The following is a 17390-nucleotide window of genomic DNA, read 5'->3' as shown; positions in this document are numbered from 1 at the left end:
GGAAAAAGAAAGATGCAACTGACAAAAGAAAAATTTATTCGTGATTTTAAAGACACGCTCCATGAAGAACAACTGATTAAAGTCGTTGATGCTACACCAACTGAATTATTTACCTCTTTAGCAAAAGTGATCCGTAAGTACTATACGCCCCTCTGGTTGGAGAGAAATCGGAAGATATCAGAAAATCAAGAAAAAGTAGCCTATTATTTTTCAATTGAATTTCTACCAGGACGTATGCTAGAAACCAATCTTCTTAACTTAGGGATTTTAGACATTGTAAAAGAAGGCTTTGCGGAATTAAATGTTGACTTTGATGCTGTAAAAAATGCAGAGCATGATATGGCATTAGGTAATGGTGGTCTAGGACGCTTGGCAGCAGCATTTATGGACTCATTAGCCACAACAGGCTATCCAGGTTTTGGTAATGGTATTCGTTACCAATACGGGTTGTTTAAACAGCGCATTGTTGATGGTTATCAAGTTGAACTTCCAGATTCATGGTTTGGATCAATTGGTAATGTTTGGGAGACACGTAAGGATCATAACATCGTAGATGTCAAACTATTCGGGGATGTTTATTTAAGCGCAGACGAAAACGGGAAACTGGTGCCAGTTTATGAAGGGGCTCAGGTTTTGAGAGCTGTTCCTTATGATGTTCCTCAAATTGGATTTGAAAATGACAATATTAACAATCTGCGCCTTTGGGATGTTGAGATTCCTGAAGAGTATGAGCTATATTATCCTACATTAGAATCTCGTCGTAGAGTAGAAGATATTACAGCCATCTTGTATCCAGATGATTCAAACTATGAAGGAAAGCAGCTTCGCTTAGTTCAAGAGTACTTTATGACCAGTGCAGGTTTGCAGACAATTATCAAGTCTTACCTCAAGCAAGGATTACCTCTTGAGCAGATTCATGAAAAAGTATCTGTTCACATTAATGATACTCATCCAGCTGTTGCTCCAGCTGAGTTTATGCGTCTCTTGGTAGATGATTATGGTTTGGATTGGTCAACTGCTTGGAATACGACTGTTAAAACCATGAGTTATACCAATCATACCATCTTGTCTGAGGCTCTTGAAAAATGGGATTCCGAACTCTTTAAACACGTTCTTCCTCGTGTTTATCAGATTGTTCTAGAAATTGACAACAGATTTGTAGCAGAGATGGCTCAAAAAGGGATTGACTCTGGGGTGATTAATCGCACGCGGATTGTAAAAGATGGGCAAATCCATATGGCTAACTTAGCTATTATCGGAGGACACTCAGTCAATGGTGTTGCGAAACTTCATACAGAACTACTTAAAGAAGATACTCTACATGACTTTTATCTTTTATACCCAGAGAAGTTTAATAACAAGACAAATGGTATTGTGCAACGACGTTGGACACAAATTGCAGCACCAGAATTATCAAAAGCGATTGATGAAACAATTGGAGAAGCATGGCGTTCAGATATTCATGAGCTTCAAAAACTAAAAGCTTATGCAGATGATACAGCTGTTTTAGACAATTTTTATCATGTTAAGCAAGAGGCTAAGGCTAAGTTGGCACGATATATTTTTGAAACAACAGGTGTTGAAGTTTCAACAGAAGCTATTTTTGATGTTCAGGTCAAGCGCCTACATGCTTATAAACGCCAATTACTAAATGTTCTTCATATTATTAAACTCTACCTTGATTTAAAAGATAATCCAGATAAAGATATGGTACCACGTGTCTTTATTTTCGGAGCCAAGGCAGCACCAGGCTACCATTTTGCCAAGTCTGTGATTAAGATTATCAATGAATTAGCAAATTTGATTAATTATGATGATAGTTTGCAAGGGAAATTGAAGGTTGTCTTTCTTGAAAACTATAATGTGAGTTTAGCTGAACTGATTATTCCTGCAGCAAATGTCTCAGAACAAATCTCGCTGGCATCAAAAGAAGCATCTGGAACATCAAATATGAAGTTTATGATGACAGGAGCGATTACATTGGCAACACTTGATGGTGCAAATATCGAAATCAAAGATGAAGTCGGAGATGATAATATTGTGATTTTTGGTATGGATAAAGACGCTGTTTATGCCCATTACGCCGCACATGACTATTATGCTCGCGGGGTGTATGAAGCTAATCCTGTGATTAAACGTGTTGTCGATAGTTTCATCAATGGCACTATTCCAAATAGTCAAGCAGAGGGAACAGAGATTTATGAAGCACTGATTACGCATAATGATGAATATTTCTTGTTAGAAGACTTCCCTGCTTATGTAGAAGCTCAAGAAAAAATTGATCAGCTTTACCGTAATCGCGCACAGTGGTCTCGTATGAGTTTGTTAAATATCGCTAACTCAGATAAATTCACATCAGATGACACGATTACAGAATACGCAGAAGAAATTTGGAATCTTAAAAAATAATGTTCAAATGGGACGGTATATCCGTCCTATTTAAATAGGAAGAAAAGTCTATGAAAATGAATGTAAAGTTTTTGAAAGCAAATCATAACCTTAACGATAAAGGTTAGGAATGGTTTAAGAAAAGCGAAAGAAATCGCTTATTTTCATTGACAAACTTTAAAAATAGGACTAAACTAGACAGGTAAAATTTTTTAATAATGGAGGAATTCGAAATGAATTTAGCTATCTTAGCACTTGGTATTGCAGTTATGGGTGTTAGTATCGGTGAGGGTCTTCTTGTCGCTAACGTTGCAAAAGCTGCAGCACGTCAACCTGAAATGTATAGCAAATTGCAAACATTGATGTTTACAGGTGTTGCCTTTATCGAAGGAACATTCTTTGTTCTCTTTGTCTTTACATTCCTCGTAAAATAGGAAATCAATTGTAATTATTTTCTATTCTAAAAGGGGGAGAATATGGAGTCATCAGAAAATTTAGTAGTCCAATTTTTAGGAATACATTTTGATGTGACAATTCTTATCATGTCTCTCTTGGTGGTTTTATCAGCCTTCTTATTGATTTATTTTTCAACGAGAAAAATGTCTGTAAAACCTAAAGGGAAGCAGAATGTGATTGAATTTTTGTATGAGTTTGTTCAAGGTGCCATTAGTCAAAACTTGGGCAAATACACCAAAGATTATAGTCTGTTTTTCTTTGTCATCTTTTTCTTTGTATGGTTTTCCAACTCTATCGGTTTGCTAAGTAAGGTTGAACTAGGCGGATATAACTTTTGGACATCTCCAACAGCTAGTTTTGGTATCGATCTTGGACTGGCTCTAATCGTAGCCTTGGTTGTTCATATTGGGGCTATTCGTAAAAAAGGAATGAGCCACTATTTAAAAGGCTATTTGGGAGAAATGCCTGCTATGCTTCCAATGACTATTTTAGAGCAATTTACTAATGTTCTTTCACTAGCTGTTCGTTTATTCGGTAATATTTATGCCGGTGAGGTGGTAACGTCTTTAATTGTCAACTTAGTTGGTATCAACATCTTTTTGGCCCCACTATCATTTGGGATAAATTTGGTTTGGACAGCATTTTCGCTATTTATCGGTAGTATTCAGGCTTATGTATTTATCATTTTATCTTCCAAATATGTTGGCGAAAAGATTTTGGATGAGGAAGAGTAATTAGAGGGGAGAGACATAGTGGAATTACTAATTAATGCAACAACGCTTGGTAATCTGATTATCGTGACTGGCTCAGTTATTCTTTTGTATGTTCTTATTCGTAAGTATGCTTGGGAGCAAATTACAGGAATCTTCGAAGCGCGTGAGCAGAAAATTGCTTCTGATATTGAAGGTGCAGAGCAGTCTTTAGCGCAAGCAGAAGAATTGAAAGAAAAACGTGAGCAACAGCTTGCTCATGCAAGAGAAGAAGCAGGTCAAATTGTAGAAACTGCTAGACATACTAGTCAATCAGAAGGTGATAAAATCATCTCAGAAGCACGACTAGAAGCTGGTCGCCAAATTGAACAGGCGAAACAAAATATTGAACAAAGTAAAGCAGAAGCTGTCGCAAGTGTTAAGGGAGAAGTTGCTGACTTAACAGTTCTTTTAGCTGAAAAGATCATGGCAACGCATCTTGATGCTAAAGCACAGTCAGAGTTAATTGATTCTTATCTGGATAAACTAGGAGAAGCCTAATGGATGCAAAAACAACAGCTCTTGTGCAAGTTTATGCCAAGTCTTTAGTTGAAATCGCTTCTGATAAGGCTATCATTCCTTCTTTACGGCAAGAGACTTTAGCCATATTAGAAATCTTTAAAACAACTGATATCGCTAGTTTTCTTGCTAATATCAGCGTTCCTAAGTCAGAAAAAATTCAAATTGTTAGGTTGTTTCAAGAGTCTAGTTCAAAGGAATTGAACAATTTTCTTGAGGTAATTTTACAAAATGATCGAGAAGCCTTGTTAAAGGAAATTTTGTTGGCAGTTTTAGAGGAGATGGATAAGGCTAGTAATACCTATGATATACTAGTCAAGTCTGCAGTTAATTTGTCATCAGATCAAAAAGAACGTTTACTCGCAAAGGTATCCCAAAAATTTGGGATTAAGGCAGGACGTCTGATTGAAGAAGTTGATCCATCTTTGATTGGTGGTTTTATCTTACAAGCTAATAATCAAGTCATTGATACAAGTATCAAACAACAATTACAGCAATTGAAAATGAATTTAAAATAGAAAGTGGTGTGACTTTTGGCAATAAATGCACAAGAAATTAGCGCTTTAATTAAAAAGCAAATCGAAAATTTTCAGCCAAATTTTGACGTCACTGAAATCGGTGTCGTAACGTACATCGGTGATGGTATTGCTCGTGCTCGTGGTTTAGATAATGCTATGAGTGGAGAACTCCTTATTTTTGAAAATGGAACCTTTGGTATGGCTCAAAACCTTGAGTCAAACGATGTAGGGATTATCATTTTGGGAGATTTCGGAGCTATCCGTGAAGGTGACACAGTCAAACGTACTGGTAAAATCATGGAAGTACCAGTAGGTGAAGAAATGATTGGACGTGTGGTGAACCCTCTTGGCCAACCTGTAGATGGTTTGGGTGAGATTAAGACAAGTAAGACCCGTCCTGTTGAAGCTCCAGCTCCAGGTGTAATGCAACGCAAATCTGTTTCTGAGCCATTACAAACGGGATTAAAAGCTATTGATGCTCTTGTTCCCATTGGCCGTGGTCAACGGGAACTGGTGATTGGTGACCGCCAAACAGGTAAGACCTCCATCGCTATCGATGCTATCTTGAACCAAAAAGGTCAAGATATGATTTGTATTTATGTAGCGATTGGACAAAAAGAGTCAACTGTTCGTACGCAAGTTGAAACCCTTCGTCAATATGGGGCTTTGGATTATACGATTGTGGTTACAGCGTCTGCTTCACAACCTTCTCCTCTTTTATTCTTGGCACCTTATGCTGGTGTCGCAATGGCAGAAGAGTTTATGTATAATGGAAAACACGTTTTGATTGTTTATGATGATTTATCAAAACAAGCAGTCGCTTATCGTGAACTTTCTCTTCTTCTTCGTCGTCCTCCAGGGCGTGAAGCTTATCCAGGGGATGTCTTCTATTTGCATAGTCGTTTATTGGAACGTTCAGCAAAAGTTTCTGATGAACTAGGAGGTGGCTCTATTACAGCTCTTCCATTTATCGAAACTCAGGCAGGAGATATTTCAGCTTATATTGCGACCAATGTGATTTCTATTACAGATGGGCAAATTTTCTTAGAAAATGATTTGTTCAATTCTGGTATCCGTCCAGCCATTGATGCAGGTTCGTCTGTTTCACGTGTGGGGGGGTCTGCACAAATTAAAGCAATGAAGAAGGTAGCAGGAACGCTTCGTCTAGATTTGGCCTCTTATCGTGAGTTGGAAGCCTTTACACAATTCGGTTCGGACTTAGATGCTGCGACACAAGCAAAATTAAACCGTGGTCGTCGTACAGTGGAGGTCTTAAAACAACCATTGCATCAGCCACTTCCTGTGGAAAAACAAGTGACGATTTTATATGCTTTGACACATGGTTTCCTAGATAGTGTTCCTGTAGCAGATATATTAGCATTTGAAGAAGAGTTGTATGCTTATTTTGATGCTAATCATAGTGATATCTTTGACCATATTCGCACAACAAAAGATCTTCCTGAGGAAGCTGTTTTAGATGCAGCTATTCAAGAATTTAAAGATCAATCACGATTTAACTAAGAATAGGAGGCTTTCATTATGGCAGGCTCTCTTAGTGAAATTCAAGCAAGGATTGCATCCACTAAAAAAACAAGTCAGATTACAGGTGCCATGCATATGGTATCTGCAGCCAAATTGACTAAGTCAGAACAAGCTGCAAAAGATTTCCAAGTCTATGCTTCCAAAGTTCGTCAAATCACAACAGATCTATTGAAAGGTGATTTGTCGGGAGGTTCAACTAATCCTATGTTGGTATCACGTCCTGTTAAAAAAACAGGTTATATTGTGATCACCTCTGATAAAGGATTAGTTGGTGGCTACAATTCAACCATCTTAAAAGCAGTTATGGAAATGCTAGAGCAAGATCATGATCATACAGATGAGTATGAAATTATTGCTATTGGCGGTATGGGGGCAGACTTCTTTAAGGCGCGTGGAATAGACATTGCGTTTGAATTACGTGGCTTAGCAGACCAACCTAGTTTTGAGCAAGTTGGACGCATCATCTCACAATCTGTGGAGATGTATAAAGAAGAGCTATTTGATGAATTATATGTTTGTTATAATCATCATGTTAATAGTTTGACAAGTCAAGTACGTGTTCAAAAAATGCTTCCAATCTCTGACTTAGATGAAGGTGAGGCTGCAAAAGAAGGTGTCACAGGTTTTGAATTGGAACCAAATCGTGAAGCTATTTTAGATCAATTGCTACCACAGTTTACAGAAAGTTTAATTTATGGGGCAATTATTGATGCTAAAACAGCAGAACATGCAGCAGGAATGACAGCGATGCGTGCTGCAACAGATAATGCCAAAAATCTGATTAACGATTTAACCATTCAGTATAACCGTGCACGTCAAGCAGCGATTACACAAGAAATCACTGAGATTGTCGGTGGTGCAAATGCTTTAGATTGATAATTATTTTATAGAATAGTTATCTTATCTAAAAATCAAAATAACATAAGGAGAAAATAATGAGCTCAGGCAAAATTGCTCAGGTTGTTGGACCAGTAGTTGATGTTCGTTTTGATGCTGGTGAAACCCTACCTGAGATTAACAATGCGTTGGTAGTTTATAAAAATGGCGATAAATCTCAAAAAATCGTTCTAGAAGTTGCTCTTGAATTGGGTGATGGTTTAGTACGTACTATTGCTATGGAATCTACTGATGGTTTAAGCCGTGGTTTAGAAGTATTGGATACTGGTCGTCCGATTTCTGTACCTGTTGGTAAAGAAACCTTGGGACGTGTCTTTAATGTCTTGGGTGACACCATTGATCTTGAGGCGCCTTTTACAGATGCTGTTGATCGTGAACCAATTCATAAAAAAGCGCCAGCATTTGATGAGTTATCAACTTCAACTGAAATTTTAGAAACAGGTATTAAGGTTATTGACCTTCTTGCTCCATATCTAAAAGGTGGTAAGGTTGGTTTATTCGGTGGTGCCGGTGTTGGTAAGACGGTTCTAATTCAAGAATTGATCCACAATATTGCGCAAGAGCACGGTGGGATTTCAGTCTTTACTGGTGTTGGTGAACGTACACGTGAAGGGAATGACCTTTACTGGGAAATGAAAGAATCTGGTGTTATTGAAAAGACTGCAATGGTCTTTGGTCAAATGAATGAACCACCAGGTGCTCGTATGCGTGTTGCACTGACAGGACTTACTATTGCTGAGTATTTCCGTGATGTAGAAGGTCAAGATGTTCTTCTTTTCATTGATAATATTTTCCGTTTCACGCAAGCAGGTTCTGAGGTATCAGCTCTTCTTGGTCGTATGCCTTCTGCCGTTGGTTACCAGCCAACTTTAGCAACTGAGATGGGACAATTGCAAGAGCGTATCACCTCTACTAAAAAAGGCTCAGTTACCTCTATTCAAGCTATTTATGTCCCAGCCGATGACTATACTGACCCTGCTCCAGCGACTGCTTTTGCACACTTGGATTCAACTACTAACCTAGAACGCCGCTTAACACAAATGGGGATTTACCCGGCTGTTGATCCATTGGCATCAAGTTCACGTGCTCTTGCCCCAGAGATTGTGGGTCAAGAACACTATGAGGTCGCTTCAGAAGTACAACGTGTGTTACAACGTTATCGTGAGTTACAAGATATCATTGCAATCTTGGGGATGGATGAATTATCAGATGATGAGAAAGTGTTGGTAGGACGTGCCCGTCGCATCCAATTCTTCTTATCACAAAACTTTAACGTAGCAGAGCAATTTACTGGTATGCCAGGATCTTATGTTCCAGTTAAAGAAACTGTTAAAGGATTTAAAGAAATTCTTGAAGGAAAATATGATCATATTCCAGAAGATGCCTTTAGAAACGTTGGTCCAATTGAGGATGTTGTCGCAAAAGCGAAAAAATTAGGTTACTAATGAGGTGAGTCTATGGGATATATGACGGTACAAGTCGTGACTCCAGATGGTATAAAATATGACCATCATGCAAACCTTATTTCTGTGAGAACAATTGATGGTGAGATGGGGATTTTACCAAATCACGTTAATCTTATGGCTCCTCTTGCCGTACACGAGATGAAAATTCGTCGCATTGATGATGATAAGCATGTTGATTGGGTAGCTGTTAATGGAGGCATTATGGAAGTGAAAGATAATGTCGTGACCATTGTAGCAGATTCAGCTGAACGTGAGCGGGATATTGATGTTAGTCGTGCTGAACGTGCGAAACTTCGTGCCGAACGTGACTTAGCTGATGCAGAAAATGCGCATGATATTGATGAGGTGCGTCGTGCCCGAATTGCTCTTCAACGTGCCCTTAACCGAATCAGTGTTGGAACAAAATAAGTAGCTAAACCGAGATTTTTCTCGGTTTTTTTGTTATGATGTTCTTATGGAATTAATCAATCATATTGTGACACTCTCAAGTCATCTTTTTTTCATCTATTTTTCTTATCACTTATTTAGTCATTTATTTGACTGGGAGAAGATGATAAAAATGACACCTGATAATTTGGGACGTATTCGTGTTTTTGTAGTTTTTATTAGCATTGCTTTAGGCTACCTTGTGTCGTCATTTTTCTTGGGGATCATTGAGTTAAGTCAATTGATGTGGACCGTATTTCAGTAAAATATAAAGTATGGAGTATCTAATGGATAAAATTATTGTTAATGGTGGAAACACTAAATTACAAGGAGAAGTTGTTATTGAAGGGGCGAAAAATGCAGTATTACCTCTTTTAGCAGCAACCATTTTGCCGAGCGAAGGTAAGACAAAATTGACCAATGTTCCTATTTTATCAGACGTTTTTACTATGAATAATGTGGTACGTGGTTTAAATATTACGGTAGATTTTGATGAAGATAAACACCAAGTGGTAGTAGATGCAACTGGTGATCTTTTAGATGAAGCCCCTTATGAGTATGTCAGTCAAATGCGTGCTTCAATCGTGGTATTAGGTCCAATTTTAGCTCGTCAAGGACATGCTAAGGTGTCTATGCCAGGAGGTTGCACCATAGGAAGTCGTCCTATTGATTTACACTTAAAAGGATTAGAAGCAATGGGTGCTGTTATTACCCAAGAAGGTGGGGATATTACAGCTAAAGCTGAACGCTTAAAAGGGGCTATGATTTATATGGATTTCCCAAGTGTCGGTGCTACCCAGAACTTGATGATGGCAGCCACCCTTGCTGAAGGGACAACCATCATTGAAAATGCTGCGCGTGAACCTGAAATTGTTGACTTGGCAATGTTATTAAATAAAATGGGTGCAGATGTCCGTGGTGCTGGAACAGAGACGTTGACCATTGTTGGAGTAGAAAAACTGCATGGTGCAGAGCACAGTGTTGTTCAAGATCGTATTGAAGCAGGGACTTTTATGGTAGCTGCAGCAATGACCAATGGTGATGTCTTGATTAAAGATGCTGTTTGGGAGCACAATCGCCCCTTGATTTCTAAATTAATGGAGATGGGCGTTGAGATTATTGAAGAATCAGAAGGGATTCGTGTTAAAGCTGATACTGCTCAATTAAAGCCTGTCACTGTTAAAACACTTCCTCATCCAGGGTTCCCCACAGATATGCAGGCACAATTTACAGCTTTGATGGCAGTGGTGAATGGTGAGTCTACTATGATTGAAACGGTATTTGAAAATCGTTTTCAACATTTAGAAGAGATGCGTCGAATGGGTCTGAGTACAGAGATTATGCGTGACACAGCTTTGATTCATGGGGGTGGGGAATTACAAGGAGCTCCTGTGATGTCAACTGATCTTCGTGCTAGCGCAGCCCTTATTTTAACGGGGATGGTGGCTAAAGGTAAAACAACTGTTGGTAAGTTAAGTCACTTAGATCGTGGTTATTATGAGTTCCACAAAAAGCTAGCTGCTTTGGGAGCTGACATTGAACGTGTTAGTGAGGATTAGTCATGGATTTTGGATTAAAATATGTTGCCCGTCAGCTTCTATTTATCTTATTAGTTGCGATTTTATGTCTGATTTTTTTAGCTATTGGCTTAATGTTAGGCTATAGCATTTTTGGACAAGGGGATAATCCTTTTGCAATCTTATCTCCAAGCAAATGGTCTGATATTTTCGCTAAATTTACAGGCTGATAGGAGTAAACATGGCAAAGAAAAGAAGGAAAAAAAAGACCAACCCACTGATTAGTCTCTTAGTCTTAGTTGCTACATTAGGACTATATTTTATCACGACAAGTGACAAAATCTCTAACGACAATCCCATTAAGCAAGTTGCGCAATTGGTAACTAATACCAATGCAAGTAGTGGTCAAGTGGCTTCAAATGGATCAACAGCTAGTGAATCCACGCCGACAGAAGCGCTTGCTAATACCGTGATGACAGCTAATGTCAAACAGCAACTAGGAAATCAGATTCAATGGAATGGTGCTGGAGCCTTTATTATCAATGATAATAAGACAGATCTTAATGCTAAGGTCTCCAGTCTCCCTTATGTCGATAATAAAACCAAGGTAGTCCAAGGGCAAACTGTTCCAACCGTTGCCAATGCCTTGTTAACCAAAGCAACGAGACAATATCAAAATCGTGAAGCTACTGGTAATGGCTCAACCTCTTGGAAACCAGCAGGTTGGCATCAGGTCTTAAAATTATCTGGGGAATATAATCATGCGGTTGATCGTGGGCATTTGATTGGATATGCTTTAGCTGGGAACTTAAAAGGATTTGATGCTTCAACCAGTAATCCTAAAAATATCGCAACTCAGACGGCCTGGTCTAACCAAGCTGGATCAAGTGATTCAACCGGACAAAATTATTATGAAGGGTTTATCAGAAAGGCACTTGACAATAATAAAAGAGTTCGTTATCGTGTTTCCTTAGTTTATGATGGAAATAATCTAATTTCTTCAGGAGTGCACTTGGAAGCTAAGTCTTCTGATGGAAGTTTGGAGTTTAATGTGTTTGTGCCTAACGTTCAATCTGGTATCACTTTAAATTATGCGACTGGAGAAGTGACAGTAAACTAAGATGAGAAGATCACAGAAAGCTCTTGTCTGTAAAAAAATTTTTTGATAGAATGGTAGTAATTGAATAATGGTCTAAGAGACTAGTAACCTTATGGCAATTTAACAGGGATTGGGAGCCGTGACTGGAAGCTCCCTAGATGAAAATTTGGTGAATTCACTCAGAAAAAGGACCGATAATTAAGGTCTGCACAGCAGATAAAAGACGGATGGTACCGCGTGTTAACGCTCCGATTAAAAAGGAGTAGTGGCATGCGGTTTTTCTTTTGTTAAGCTAGTTAAGGCTGTTTAGAACTTGGGATGGGAAGCTCATGTTAGGTTGAATGGCTAAGCTAGCACAATTATGTTTTTAAAAGGAAGGATAGCAATGGATTTACAGGTACAATTAAAAGAATTGCAAGAAAAGACACTTTCTCAACTTAAAGCGTTGGGAGCAGAAGGCTCAAAAGAGTTACAAGATTTACGCGTACAAGTTTTAGGTAAAAAAGGTTCTTTAACAGAGCTCTTAAAAGGTTTAAAAGACCTTTCACACGATATGCGACCTGTTATCGGGAAGCAAGTTAATGAAGTGCGTGATGTGTTGACAACTGCTTTTGAAGAGCAAGTAAAAATTGTTGAACAAGCTAAGATTCAGGCGCAGCTAGAAAGTGAGACAATTGATGTGACCCTTCCAGGTCGTAAAGTTGCTGTTGGGAATCGTCATATTCTAAGCCAAACAAGTGAAGAAATTGAAGATATTTTCTTAGGAATGGGCTTTCAAGTTGTTGATGGATTTGAGGTTGAAAAAGATTACTACAACTTTGAACGTATGAACCTTCCAAAAGATCACCCAGCACGCGATATGCAAGATACCTTTTATATTACAGAGGAAATCTTACTCCGTACCCATACCAGCCCTGTTCAAGCGCGTACGTTAGATGAGCATGATTTTTCAAAAGGGCCATTAAAAATGATCTCTCCAGGTCGTGTTTTCCGTCGTGATACTGATGATGCAACCCATAGCCATCAATTTCATCAGATTGAAGGACTTGTTGTTGGAAAAAATATTTCTATGGGAGATCTTAAGGGCACACTTGAGATGATTATTAAGAAAATGTTTGGTGAGGATCGTAAGATTCGTTTACGCCCATCTTATTTCCCATTCACTGAGCCATCTGTTGAAGTAGATGTATCTTGCTTTAAGTGTGGTGGACAAGGTTGTAATGTATGTAAGAAAACAGGATGGATCGAAATTTTAGGAGCTGGTATGGTTCACCCCCGTGTCCTTGAAATGTCAGGTGTCGATTCAGAAGAGTACTCTGGTTTTGCCTTTGGTTTAGGTCAAGAACGTATTGCCATGTTACGTTACGGTATCAATGATATTCGTGGCTTCTACCAAGGGGATCAACGTTTCACGGAGCAATTTAAATAATGTCTAAAATTGTTTCTATCGGGTCTCATCAGGCTGAGCTCCTAAGAGAAGTAGCTATGGAAACCTATCAATCAACTTTTGGATCTTATATGAACCAAGAGGATCTTGAGACCTACTTTAACTCAGACTTATCTTTAGCACGTCTTAAAAAGGAGTTAGAGAATCCTGATTCGCAGCACTATTTTTTATTGATTGAAGAAGAAATTGCGGGTTTTTTAAAACTAAATCAAGGTTTAGCTCAAACAGAACAAGAGCTGCCTAATGCGTTTGAGATTCAACGGATTTATTTAAAACAAGCTTATCAAGGTTTGGGTTTTGGAAAGGTCTTATTTGATTTTGCGATGGAAAAAGCTTTGGCTTCCAATTGTGATTGGGTCTGGTTAGGAGTTTGGGAACACAATATCAGAGCACAAGCTTTTTATCAAAAATATGGCTTTGAGCGTTTTGGTCAACATGAGTTTGTGACAGGAAATAAGATTGATACAGATTGGTTGTTAAGAAAGCCCCTAGAGAGAAAGGAAAAACATGTTAGTAAGTTATAAATGGTTAAAAGAACTGGTTGCGATTGATGTGCCAAGTCAAGAATTGGCTGAAAAAATGTCAACAACCGGTATTGAAGTAGAAGGTGTGGAAAGTCCAGCTGAAGGCTTGTCAAAATTAGTTGTTGGTGAGGTGGTCTCTTGTGAGGATGTTCCAGACACTCACCTTCATCTTTGTCAAGTTAATACAGGTGATGAAGAACTACGCCAAGTAGTGTGTGGTGCACCAAATGTACGGGCAGGAATTAAGGTTATTGTTGCTATTCCAGGTGCCCGTATTGCAGATAACTATAAGATAAAAAAAGGAAAAATTCGTGGAATGGAATCGCTTGGCATGATTTGTTCATTAGCTGAGTTGGGGATTTCAGATTCAGTGATTCCAAAAGAGTTTTCTGATGGGATTCAAATTTTACCAGAAGATGCTGTTCCAGGTGATGAAATTTTTAAATATCTTGATCTAGATGATGAGATTATTGAGTTGTCTATTACCCCAAACCGTGCAGATGCTCTGTCAATGCGTGGAGTTGCGCATGAAGTGGCAGCTATCTATGGTCAGGCTGTTCAATTCCCTGAAAAAGTGGTTAAAGAGAGTGAGAAAGCAGCTAAAGATAAGATTAGTGTGGGGATTGATTCGGATAAGGTCTTGATGTATTCTGCGCGTGTTGTAGAAAATGTCGTGGTTAAGCCGAGTCCACAGTGGTTGCAAAATCTATTGATGAACCAGGGGATTCGTCCGATCAACAATGTGGTGGATGTGACCAACTATATTCTTCTCTACTTTGGTCAGCCTATGCATGCCTTTGACTTTGATAAGTTTGAAAATGGAGACATTCTTGCTCGTCAGGCTAAGGCAGGTGAGAGTCTTATCACTCTTGATGGTGAGGCGCGTGAGTTAACAACAGAAGATATTGTTATCACGGTTAATGATAAACCTGTTGCTCTAGGCGGTGTGATGGGGGGTCAATCGACAGAGATTGATGCTAACTCTAAGACTGTCGTTCTTGAAGCGGCTGTTTTTGACGGTAAGTCTATCCGCAAGACAAGTGGACGCTTGAACTTACGTTCAGAGAGTTCATCACGTTTTGAAAAAGGGGTGAACTATGCAACTGTTACAGAAGCTCTTGACTTTGCAGCAGCTATGCTGACAGAATTAGCTGAAGGAGAAGTCCTATCGGGTATCGTTTCTGCAGGTCATGTGCCAACAGAAGCCGTTGAAGTTTCAACAAATCTTGATTATGTTAATACTCGTTTAGGGACAACACTAGATTATACCGATATTGAGGCTATTTTTGCTAAACTTGGTTTTGGTATCACAGGTGATGCAGACTACTTTACGGTTAGTGTGCCACGTCGCAGATGGGATATTAGTATTCAAGCTGATTTGGTTGAGGAAATTGCACGTATCTATGGTTATGACCAATTGCCAACTACTCTACCAGAAGCTGCAGGGACTGCAGGTGAGTTGACTCTGACACAAAGTTTGCGTCGAAAAGTTCGTACCCTAGCTGAAGGGGCAGGATTATCAGAAATTATATCTTATGCTTTAACAACACCAGAAAAAGCTGTTGAGTTTACCCCTCAAGCGACACAATTAACAGAATTGATGTGGCCGATGACCGTTGAACGTTCTGTTTTGCGTCAAAATATGATTTCAGGAATGCTGGATACGATCGCTTACAATGTGGCACGTCAGAATAAAAACTTAGCGATTTATGAAATCGGAAAAATCTTTGAACAAACAGGTCATCCTAAAGAAGATTTACCAACCGAAATCAATAGTTTTGCTTTTGCTTTGTCTGGTTTGGTAGTGGAAAAAGACTTCCAAACACCAGCTACACCAGTCGATTTCTTTTATGCAAAAGGGATCTTAGAGGCTATCTTTAAAAAGTTAAACTTAGAAGTGACTTATGTGGCGACAAAAGAGTTGACAAGTATGCACCCAGGACGAACAGCAGAAATTCGTTTGGGAGAACAGTTACTTGGTTTTGTCGGACAGGTTCATCCACAAACCGCTAAAAATTATGATATTCCAGAAACTTACGTGGCAGAGTTAAACTTATCTGCTATCGAAGAAGCTCTTCAAGCTGATCCTATTTTTAAAGATATCACGAAATTCCCAGCTGTTTCTCGCGATATTGCTCTGCTTTTGGATAAAGAAACCACACACCAAAGTATCTTAGATGCTATTTATGCAGCAGGTGTGAAACGTCTGACAGAAGTTAAACTCTTTGATGTTTATCAAGGTGAGCGTATTGAGGCTGGTAAAAAGTCCATGGCTTACAGCTTGACCTTCCAAAATCCATCGGATAACCTAACTGATGAAGAAGTGGCCAAATATATGGAAAAAATCACAAAATCACTGGTTGAGACAGTTGCAGCTGAGGTCAGATAAGAAGGAATAAAAGAGATTGGCGTTTCCCAATCTCTTTTTGCTCTAAGGAGGAAAAATAATGTATCAATCACATGTAGAAGGTAGATCCTTGTTTGAAGTGGTATCAAGCGGTTATGGTGAGCCTATCACAAGTTTTGGGCTAGTCGAACATGGTGAAACACCTGTTAGTCTTTTAAACATTGCCTTAGCCTCATGTGTTACCATGTGTGTTCAAGGTTACTTTGCTAAGGTTCAGCATAGGAATGATGTCAAAGTAGTCGTTGATAGCCAGTTGGATTTTGAGAAAAAGTCCGTGGTGCTTTTCTTGGATTTAGATGTCCAATTAACAGAAGAAGTTAAGGATGATTTAGCCAACTATATTGAAGAAAAATGCAAGGTCAAACAATTATTAAGAGATGATTTGGCAGTGACTTGGTCTTATATTTAGAGTAAAAGGAAAAAGCGGTAGGAGTTCAGAGCACTAAATCAGTGTTTCTGTATCCTATCGCTTTTTTAGATATTTGTTTGACTGAAGGTGTCACCATGTTCTAAGTCACCATATTTGTAACCTTGTTCAAACCAGTATTTGCGTTGGGCAGAGGTCCCGTGAGTAAAGGAGTCTGGGACAGAGCGTCCATAGGCTTGCTCCTGTAAGGTGTCATCTCCAACAGCGTGTGCTGCATTTAAGGCCTCATCAATATCTCCAATGTCCAAGAGTCCTTGATTTTCAACATATTTTGCCCAAGCTCCTGCATAGTAGTCTGCTTGTAATTCAAGGCGCACATTTAATGCATTGGCATCTTTTTCAGATAATTTTTGGCGTTTGGTAGCATAGGAGGTCATCGTCCCAAGTTCGTTTTGAATGTGATGCCCCACCTCATGAGCAATGACGTAGGCCATGGCAAAGTCTCCAGAAGCCTTGTATTTATCAGAGAGTTCTTGATAAAAAGAGATATCAAGGTAAATTTTTTGGTCTCCTGAGCAGTAAAATGGTCCAGCTTGTGCGGCCCCCATACCACAGGCTGTTTGAGTTTGGTCAGTATAAAAAACGAGTTTTGGAGCTTGGTAAGTGAGATGATTTTGAGTAAACGTCTCACTCCAAAAATCTTCTGTGCTAGCAAGTACTTTGCTGACAAATTCAGCGTCAGTATCAGAAACATCTGCTCCCGAGGTTTCAACCTGCCTTGATTGATAATAATTTTGGTTTGATTGTCCTGTAAAAATGGAACTCAGTCCAGCACTTCCGCCAAAGACTAAAAGTAGAAGAACTAGGATGAGCTTTCCTTTTAATCCCATTCGAGAAAAAAGAAGGGAAAAAAGAAGGTTCCCACTTGATCCACCACTACTTCCGAATGAAGCTCCTGATTGTCCTCTACGGTCTTCAATATTTGAACTTTCTCGTAACTTATCTGTTTTCATTATGGTCTCCTAAAATCATGTTACTTCTATTATACGTTATTTTGTCATACTTTTG

At 39.0% G+C, this 17390-nt stretch carries 18 protein-coding genes; 17 read left to right on the top strand and 1 reads right to left on the bottom strand.

Going from position 1 to position 17390, the window contains the following annotated elements; all coding sequences use genetic code 11:
• Window positions 1-12 precede the first annotated feature (12 nt).
• The 17 genes from ACQRDX_RS01910 to ACQRDX_RS01830 all read left to right on the top strand — a co-directional run bounded on the left by ACQRDX_RS01910 (window position 13) and on the right by ACQRDX_RS01830 (window position 16364).
• Window positions 13-2409, top strand: a complete 2397-nt coding sequence (locus tag ACQRDX_RS01910; protein ID WP_427893914.1) for a glycogen/starch/alpha-glucan phosphorylase — start codon at window positions 13-15, stop codon at window positions 2407-2409.
• Window positions 2410-2621: 212 nt separating this feature from the next.
• Window positions 2622-2822, top strand: coding sequence for a F0F1 ATP synthase subunit C (locus ACQRDX_RS01905; protein ID WP_427893912.1), 201 nt, complete (start codon window positions 2622-2624; stop codon window positions 2820-2822).
• Window positions 2823-2864: 42 nt separating this feature from the next.
• Complete coding sequence (gene atpB, locus ACQRDX_RS01900) at window positions 2865-3578, top strand: F0F1 ATP synthase subunit A (protein WP_427893910.1); 714 nt, start codon at window positions 2865-2867, stop codon at window positions 3576-3578.
• Window positions 3579-3596: 18 nt separating this feature from the next.
• Complete coding sequence (gene atpF, locus ACQRDX_RS01895; protein ID WP_354366936.1) at window positions 3597-4094, top strand: F0F1 ATP synthase subunit B; 498 nt, start codon at window positions 3597-3599, stop codon at window positions 4092-4094.
• Window positions 4094-4630 (top strand): F0F1 ATP synthase subunit delta, encoded by a 537-nt coding sequence (locus ACQRDX_RS01890; protein ID WP_427893908.1) that lies wholly within the window; start codon window positions 4094-4096, stop codon window positions 4628-4630. The genes atpF and ACQRDX_RS01890 overlap by 1 nt, the downstream gene beginning before the upstream one ends.
• 15 nt (window positions 4631-4645) lie before the next feature.
• Window positions 4646-6151 (top strand): F0F1 ATP synthase subunit alpha, encoded by a 1506-nt coding sequence (atpA, locus tag ACQRDX_RS01885; RefSeq protein ID WP_427893906.1) that lies wholly within the window; start codon window positions 4646-4648, stop codon window positions 6149-6151.
• An 18-nt stretch (window positions 6152-6169) separates the two neighbouring features.
• On the top strand, window positions 6170-7048 hold the full coding sequence (locus ACQRDX_RS01880; RefSeq protein ID WP_354366942.1) for a F0F1 ATP synthase subunit gamma: 879 nt from the start codon (window positions 6170-6172) through the stop codon (window positions 7046-7048).
• A gap of 59 nt (window positions 7049-7107) precedes the next feature.
• Window positions 7108-8514, top strand: a complete 1407-nt coding sequence (atpD, locus tag ACQRDX_RS01875) for a F0F1 ATP synthase subunit beta (RefSeq protein WP_354366944.1) — start codon at window positions 7108-7110, stop codon at window positions 8512-8514.
• A 12-nt stretch (window positions 8515-8526) separates the two neighbouring features.
• Entirely contained in the window at window positions 8527-8943 is a 417-nt protein-coding gene (locus ACQRDX_RS01870; protein ID WP_427893903.1) for a F0F1 ATP synthase subunit epsilon, read from the top strand.
• Window positions 8944-8989: 46 nt separating this feature from the next.
• A complete protein-coding gene (locus ACQRDX_RS01865; protein WP_354366948.1) occupies window positions 8990-9226 on the top strand; it encodes a DUF1146 family protein in 237 nt (78 codons plus the stop codon).
• Between the two features lie 22 nt (window positions 9227-9248).
• Complete coding sequence (gene murA, locus ACQRDX_RS01860) at window positions 9249-10520, top strand: UDP-N-acetylglucosamine 1-carboxyvinyltransferase (RefSeq protein ID WP_427893901.1); 1272 nt, start codon at window positions 9249-9251, stop codon at window positions 10518-10520.
• Window positions 10521-10522: 2 nt separating this feature from the next.
• Window positions 10523-10708 carry a DNA-directed RNA polymerase subunit beta gene (locus ACQRDX_RS01855; protein ID WP_427893899.1) on the top strand — a complete coding sequence of 62 codons (186 nt, stop codon included), beginning with the start codon at window positions 10523-10525 and terminating at the stop codon, window positions 10706-10708.
• 11 nt (window positions 10709-10719) lie between these two features.
• Window positions 10720-11598, top strand: a complete 879-nt coding sequence (locus ACQRDX_RS01850) for a DNA/RNA non-specific endonuclease (protein ID WP_427893897.1) — start codon at window positions 10720-10722, stop codon at window positions 11596-11598.
• Window positions 11599-11962: 364 nt separating this feature from the next.
• A complete protein-coding gene (gene pheS / locus ACQRDX_RS01845) occupies window positions 11963-13006 on the top strand; it encodes a phenylalanine--tRNA ligase subunit alpha (RefSeq protein WP_427893895.1) in 1044 nt (347 codons plus the stop codon).
• Entirely contained in the window at window positions 13006-13548 is a 543-nt protein-coding gene (locus ACQRDX_RS01840; protein WP_427893893.1) for a GNAT family N-acetyltransferase, read from the top strand. The genes pheS and ACQRDX_RS01840 overlap by 1 nt, the downstream gene beginning before the upstream one ends.
• On the top strand, window positions 13532-15937 hold the full coding sequence (pheT, locus tag ACQRDX_RS01835; RefSeq protein ID WP_427893891.1) for a phenylalanine--tRNA ligase subunit beta: 2406 nt from the start codon (window positions 13532-13534) through the stop codon (window positions 15935-15937). The genes ACQRDX_RS01840 and pheT overlap by 17 nt, the downstream gene beginning before the upstream one ends.
• 58 nt (window positions 15938-15995) lie before the next feature.
• Window positions 15996-16364, top strand: a complete 369-nt coding sequence (locus ACQRDX_RS01830; RefSeq protein WP_427893889.1) for an OsmC family protein — start codon at window positions 15996-15998, stop codon at window positions 16362-16364.
• A gap of 65 nt (window positions 16365-16429) precedes the next feature.
• Here the strand turns inward: ACQRDX_RS01830 and ypfJ are convergent, their stop codons facing one another.
• Window positions 16430-17335, bottom strand: a complete 906-nt coding sequence (gene ypfJ / locus ACQRDX_RS01825) for a KPN_02809 family neutral zinc metallopeptidase (protein ID WP_427893887.1) — start codon at window positions 17333-17335, stop codon at window positions 16430-16432.
• Window positions 17336-17390: the final 55 nt, after the last annotated feature.

The organism is Streptococcus sp. SGI.013, assembly GCF_050315295.1.
Taxonomy (GTDB): Bacteria; Bacillota; Bacilli; order Lactobacillales; family Streptococcaceae; genus Streptococcus; species Streptococcus porcorum.
This window is presented reverse-complemented; position numbering and strand designations above follow the sequence as displayed.

Coding starts and splice junctions, on each gene's coding strand:
- ACQRDX_RS01910 (WP_427893914.1), top strand. CDS start 13: ATGCAACTGACAAAAGAAAAATTTATTCGTGATTTTAAAGACACGCTC.
- ACQRDX_RS01905 (WP_427893912.1), top strand. CDS start 2,622: ATGAATTTAGCTATCTTAGCACTTGGTATTGCAGTTATGGGTGTTAGT.
- atpB (WP_427893910.1), top strand. CDS start 2,865: ATGGAGTCATCAGAAAATTTAGTAGTCCAATTTTTAGGAATACATTTT.
- ACQRDX_RS01890 (WP_427893908.1), top strand. CDS start 4,094: ATGGATGCAAAAACAACAGCTCTTGTGCAAGTTTATGCCAAGTCTTTA.
- ACQRDX_RS01880 (WP_354366942.1), top strand. CDS start 6,170: ATGGCAGGCTCTCTTAGTGAAATTCAAGCAAGGATTGCATCCACTAAA.
- atpD (WP_354366944.1), top strand. CDS start 7,108: ATGAGCTCAGGCAAAATTGCTCAGGTTGTTGGACCAGTAGTTGATGTT.
- ACQRDX_RS01870 (WP_427893903.1), top strand. CDS start 8,527: ATGGGATATATGACGGTACAAGTCGTGACTCCAGATGGTATAAAATAT.
- ACQRDX_RS01865 (WP_354366948.1), top strand. CDS start 8,990: ATGGAATTAATCAATCATATTGTGACACTCTCAAGTCATCTTTTTTTC.
- murA (WP_427893901.1), top strand. CDS start 9,249: ATGGATAAAATTATTGTTAATGGTGGAAACACTAAATTACAAGGAGAA.
- ACQRDX_RS01855 (WP_427893899.1), top strand. CDS start 10,523: ATGGATTTTGGATTAAAATATGTTGCCCGTCAGCTTCTATTTATCTTA.
- ACQRDX_RS01850 (WP_427893897.1), top strand. CDS start 10,720: ATGGCAAAGAAAAGAAGGAAAAAAAAGACCAACCCACTGATTAGTCTC.
- pheS (WP_427893895.1), top strand. CDS start 11,963: ATGGATTTACAGGTACAATTAAAAGAATTGCAAGAAAAGACACTTTCT.
- ACQRDX_RS01840 (WP_427893893.1), top strand. CDS start 13,006: ATGTCTAAAATTGTTTCTATCGGGTCTCATCAGGCTGAGCTCCTAAGA.
- pheT (WP_427893891.1), top strand. CDS start 13,532: ATGTTAGTAAGTTATAAATGGTTAAAAGAACTGGTTGCGATTGATGTG.
- ACQRDX_RS01830 (WP_427893889.1), top strand. CDS start 15,996: ATGTATCAATCACATGTAGAAGGTAGATCCTTGTTTGAAGTGGTATCA.
- ypfJ (WP_427893887.1), bottom strand. CDS start 17,335: ATGAAAACAGATAAGTTACGAGAAAGTTCAAATATTGAAGACCGTAGA.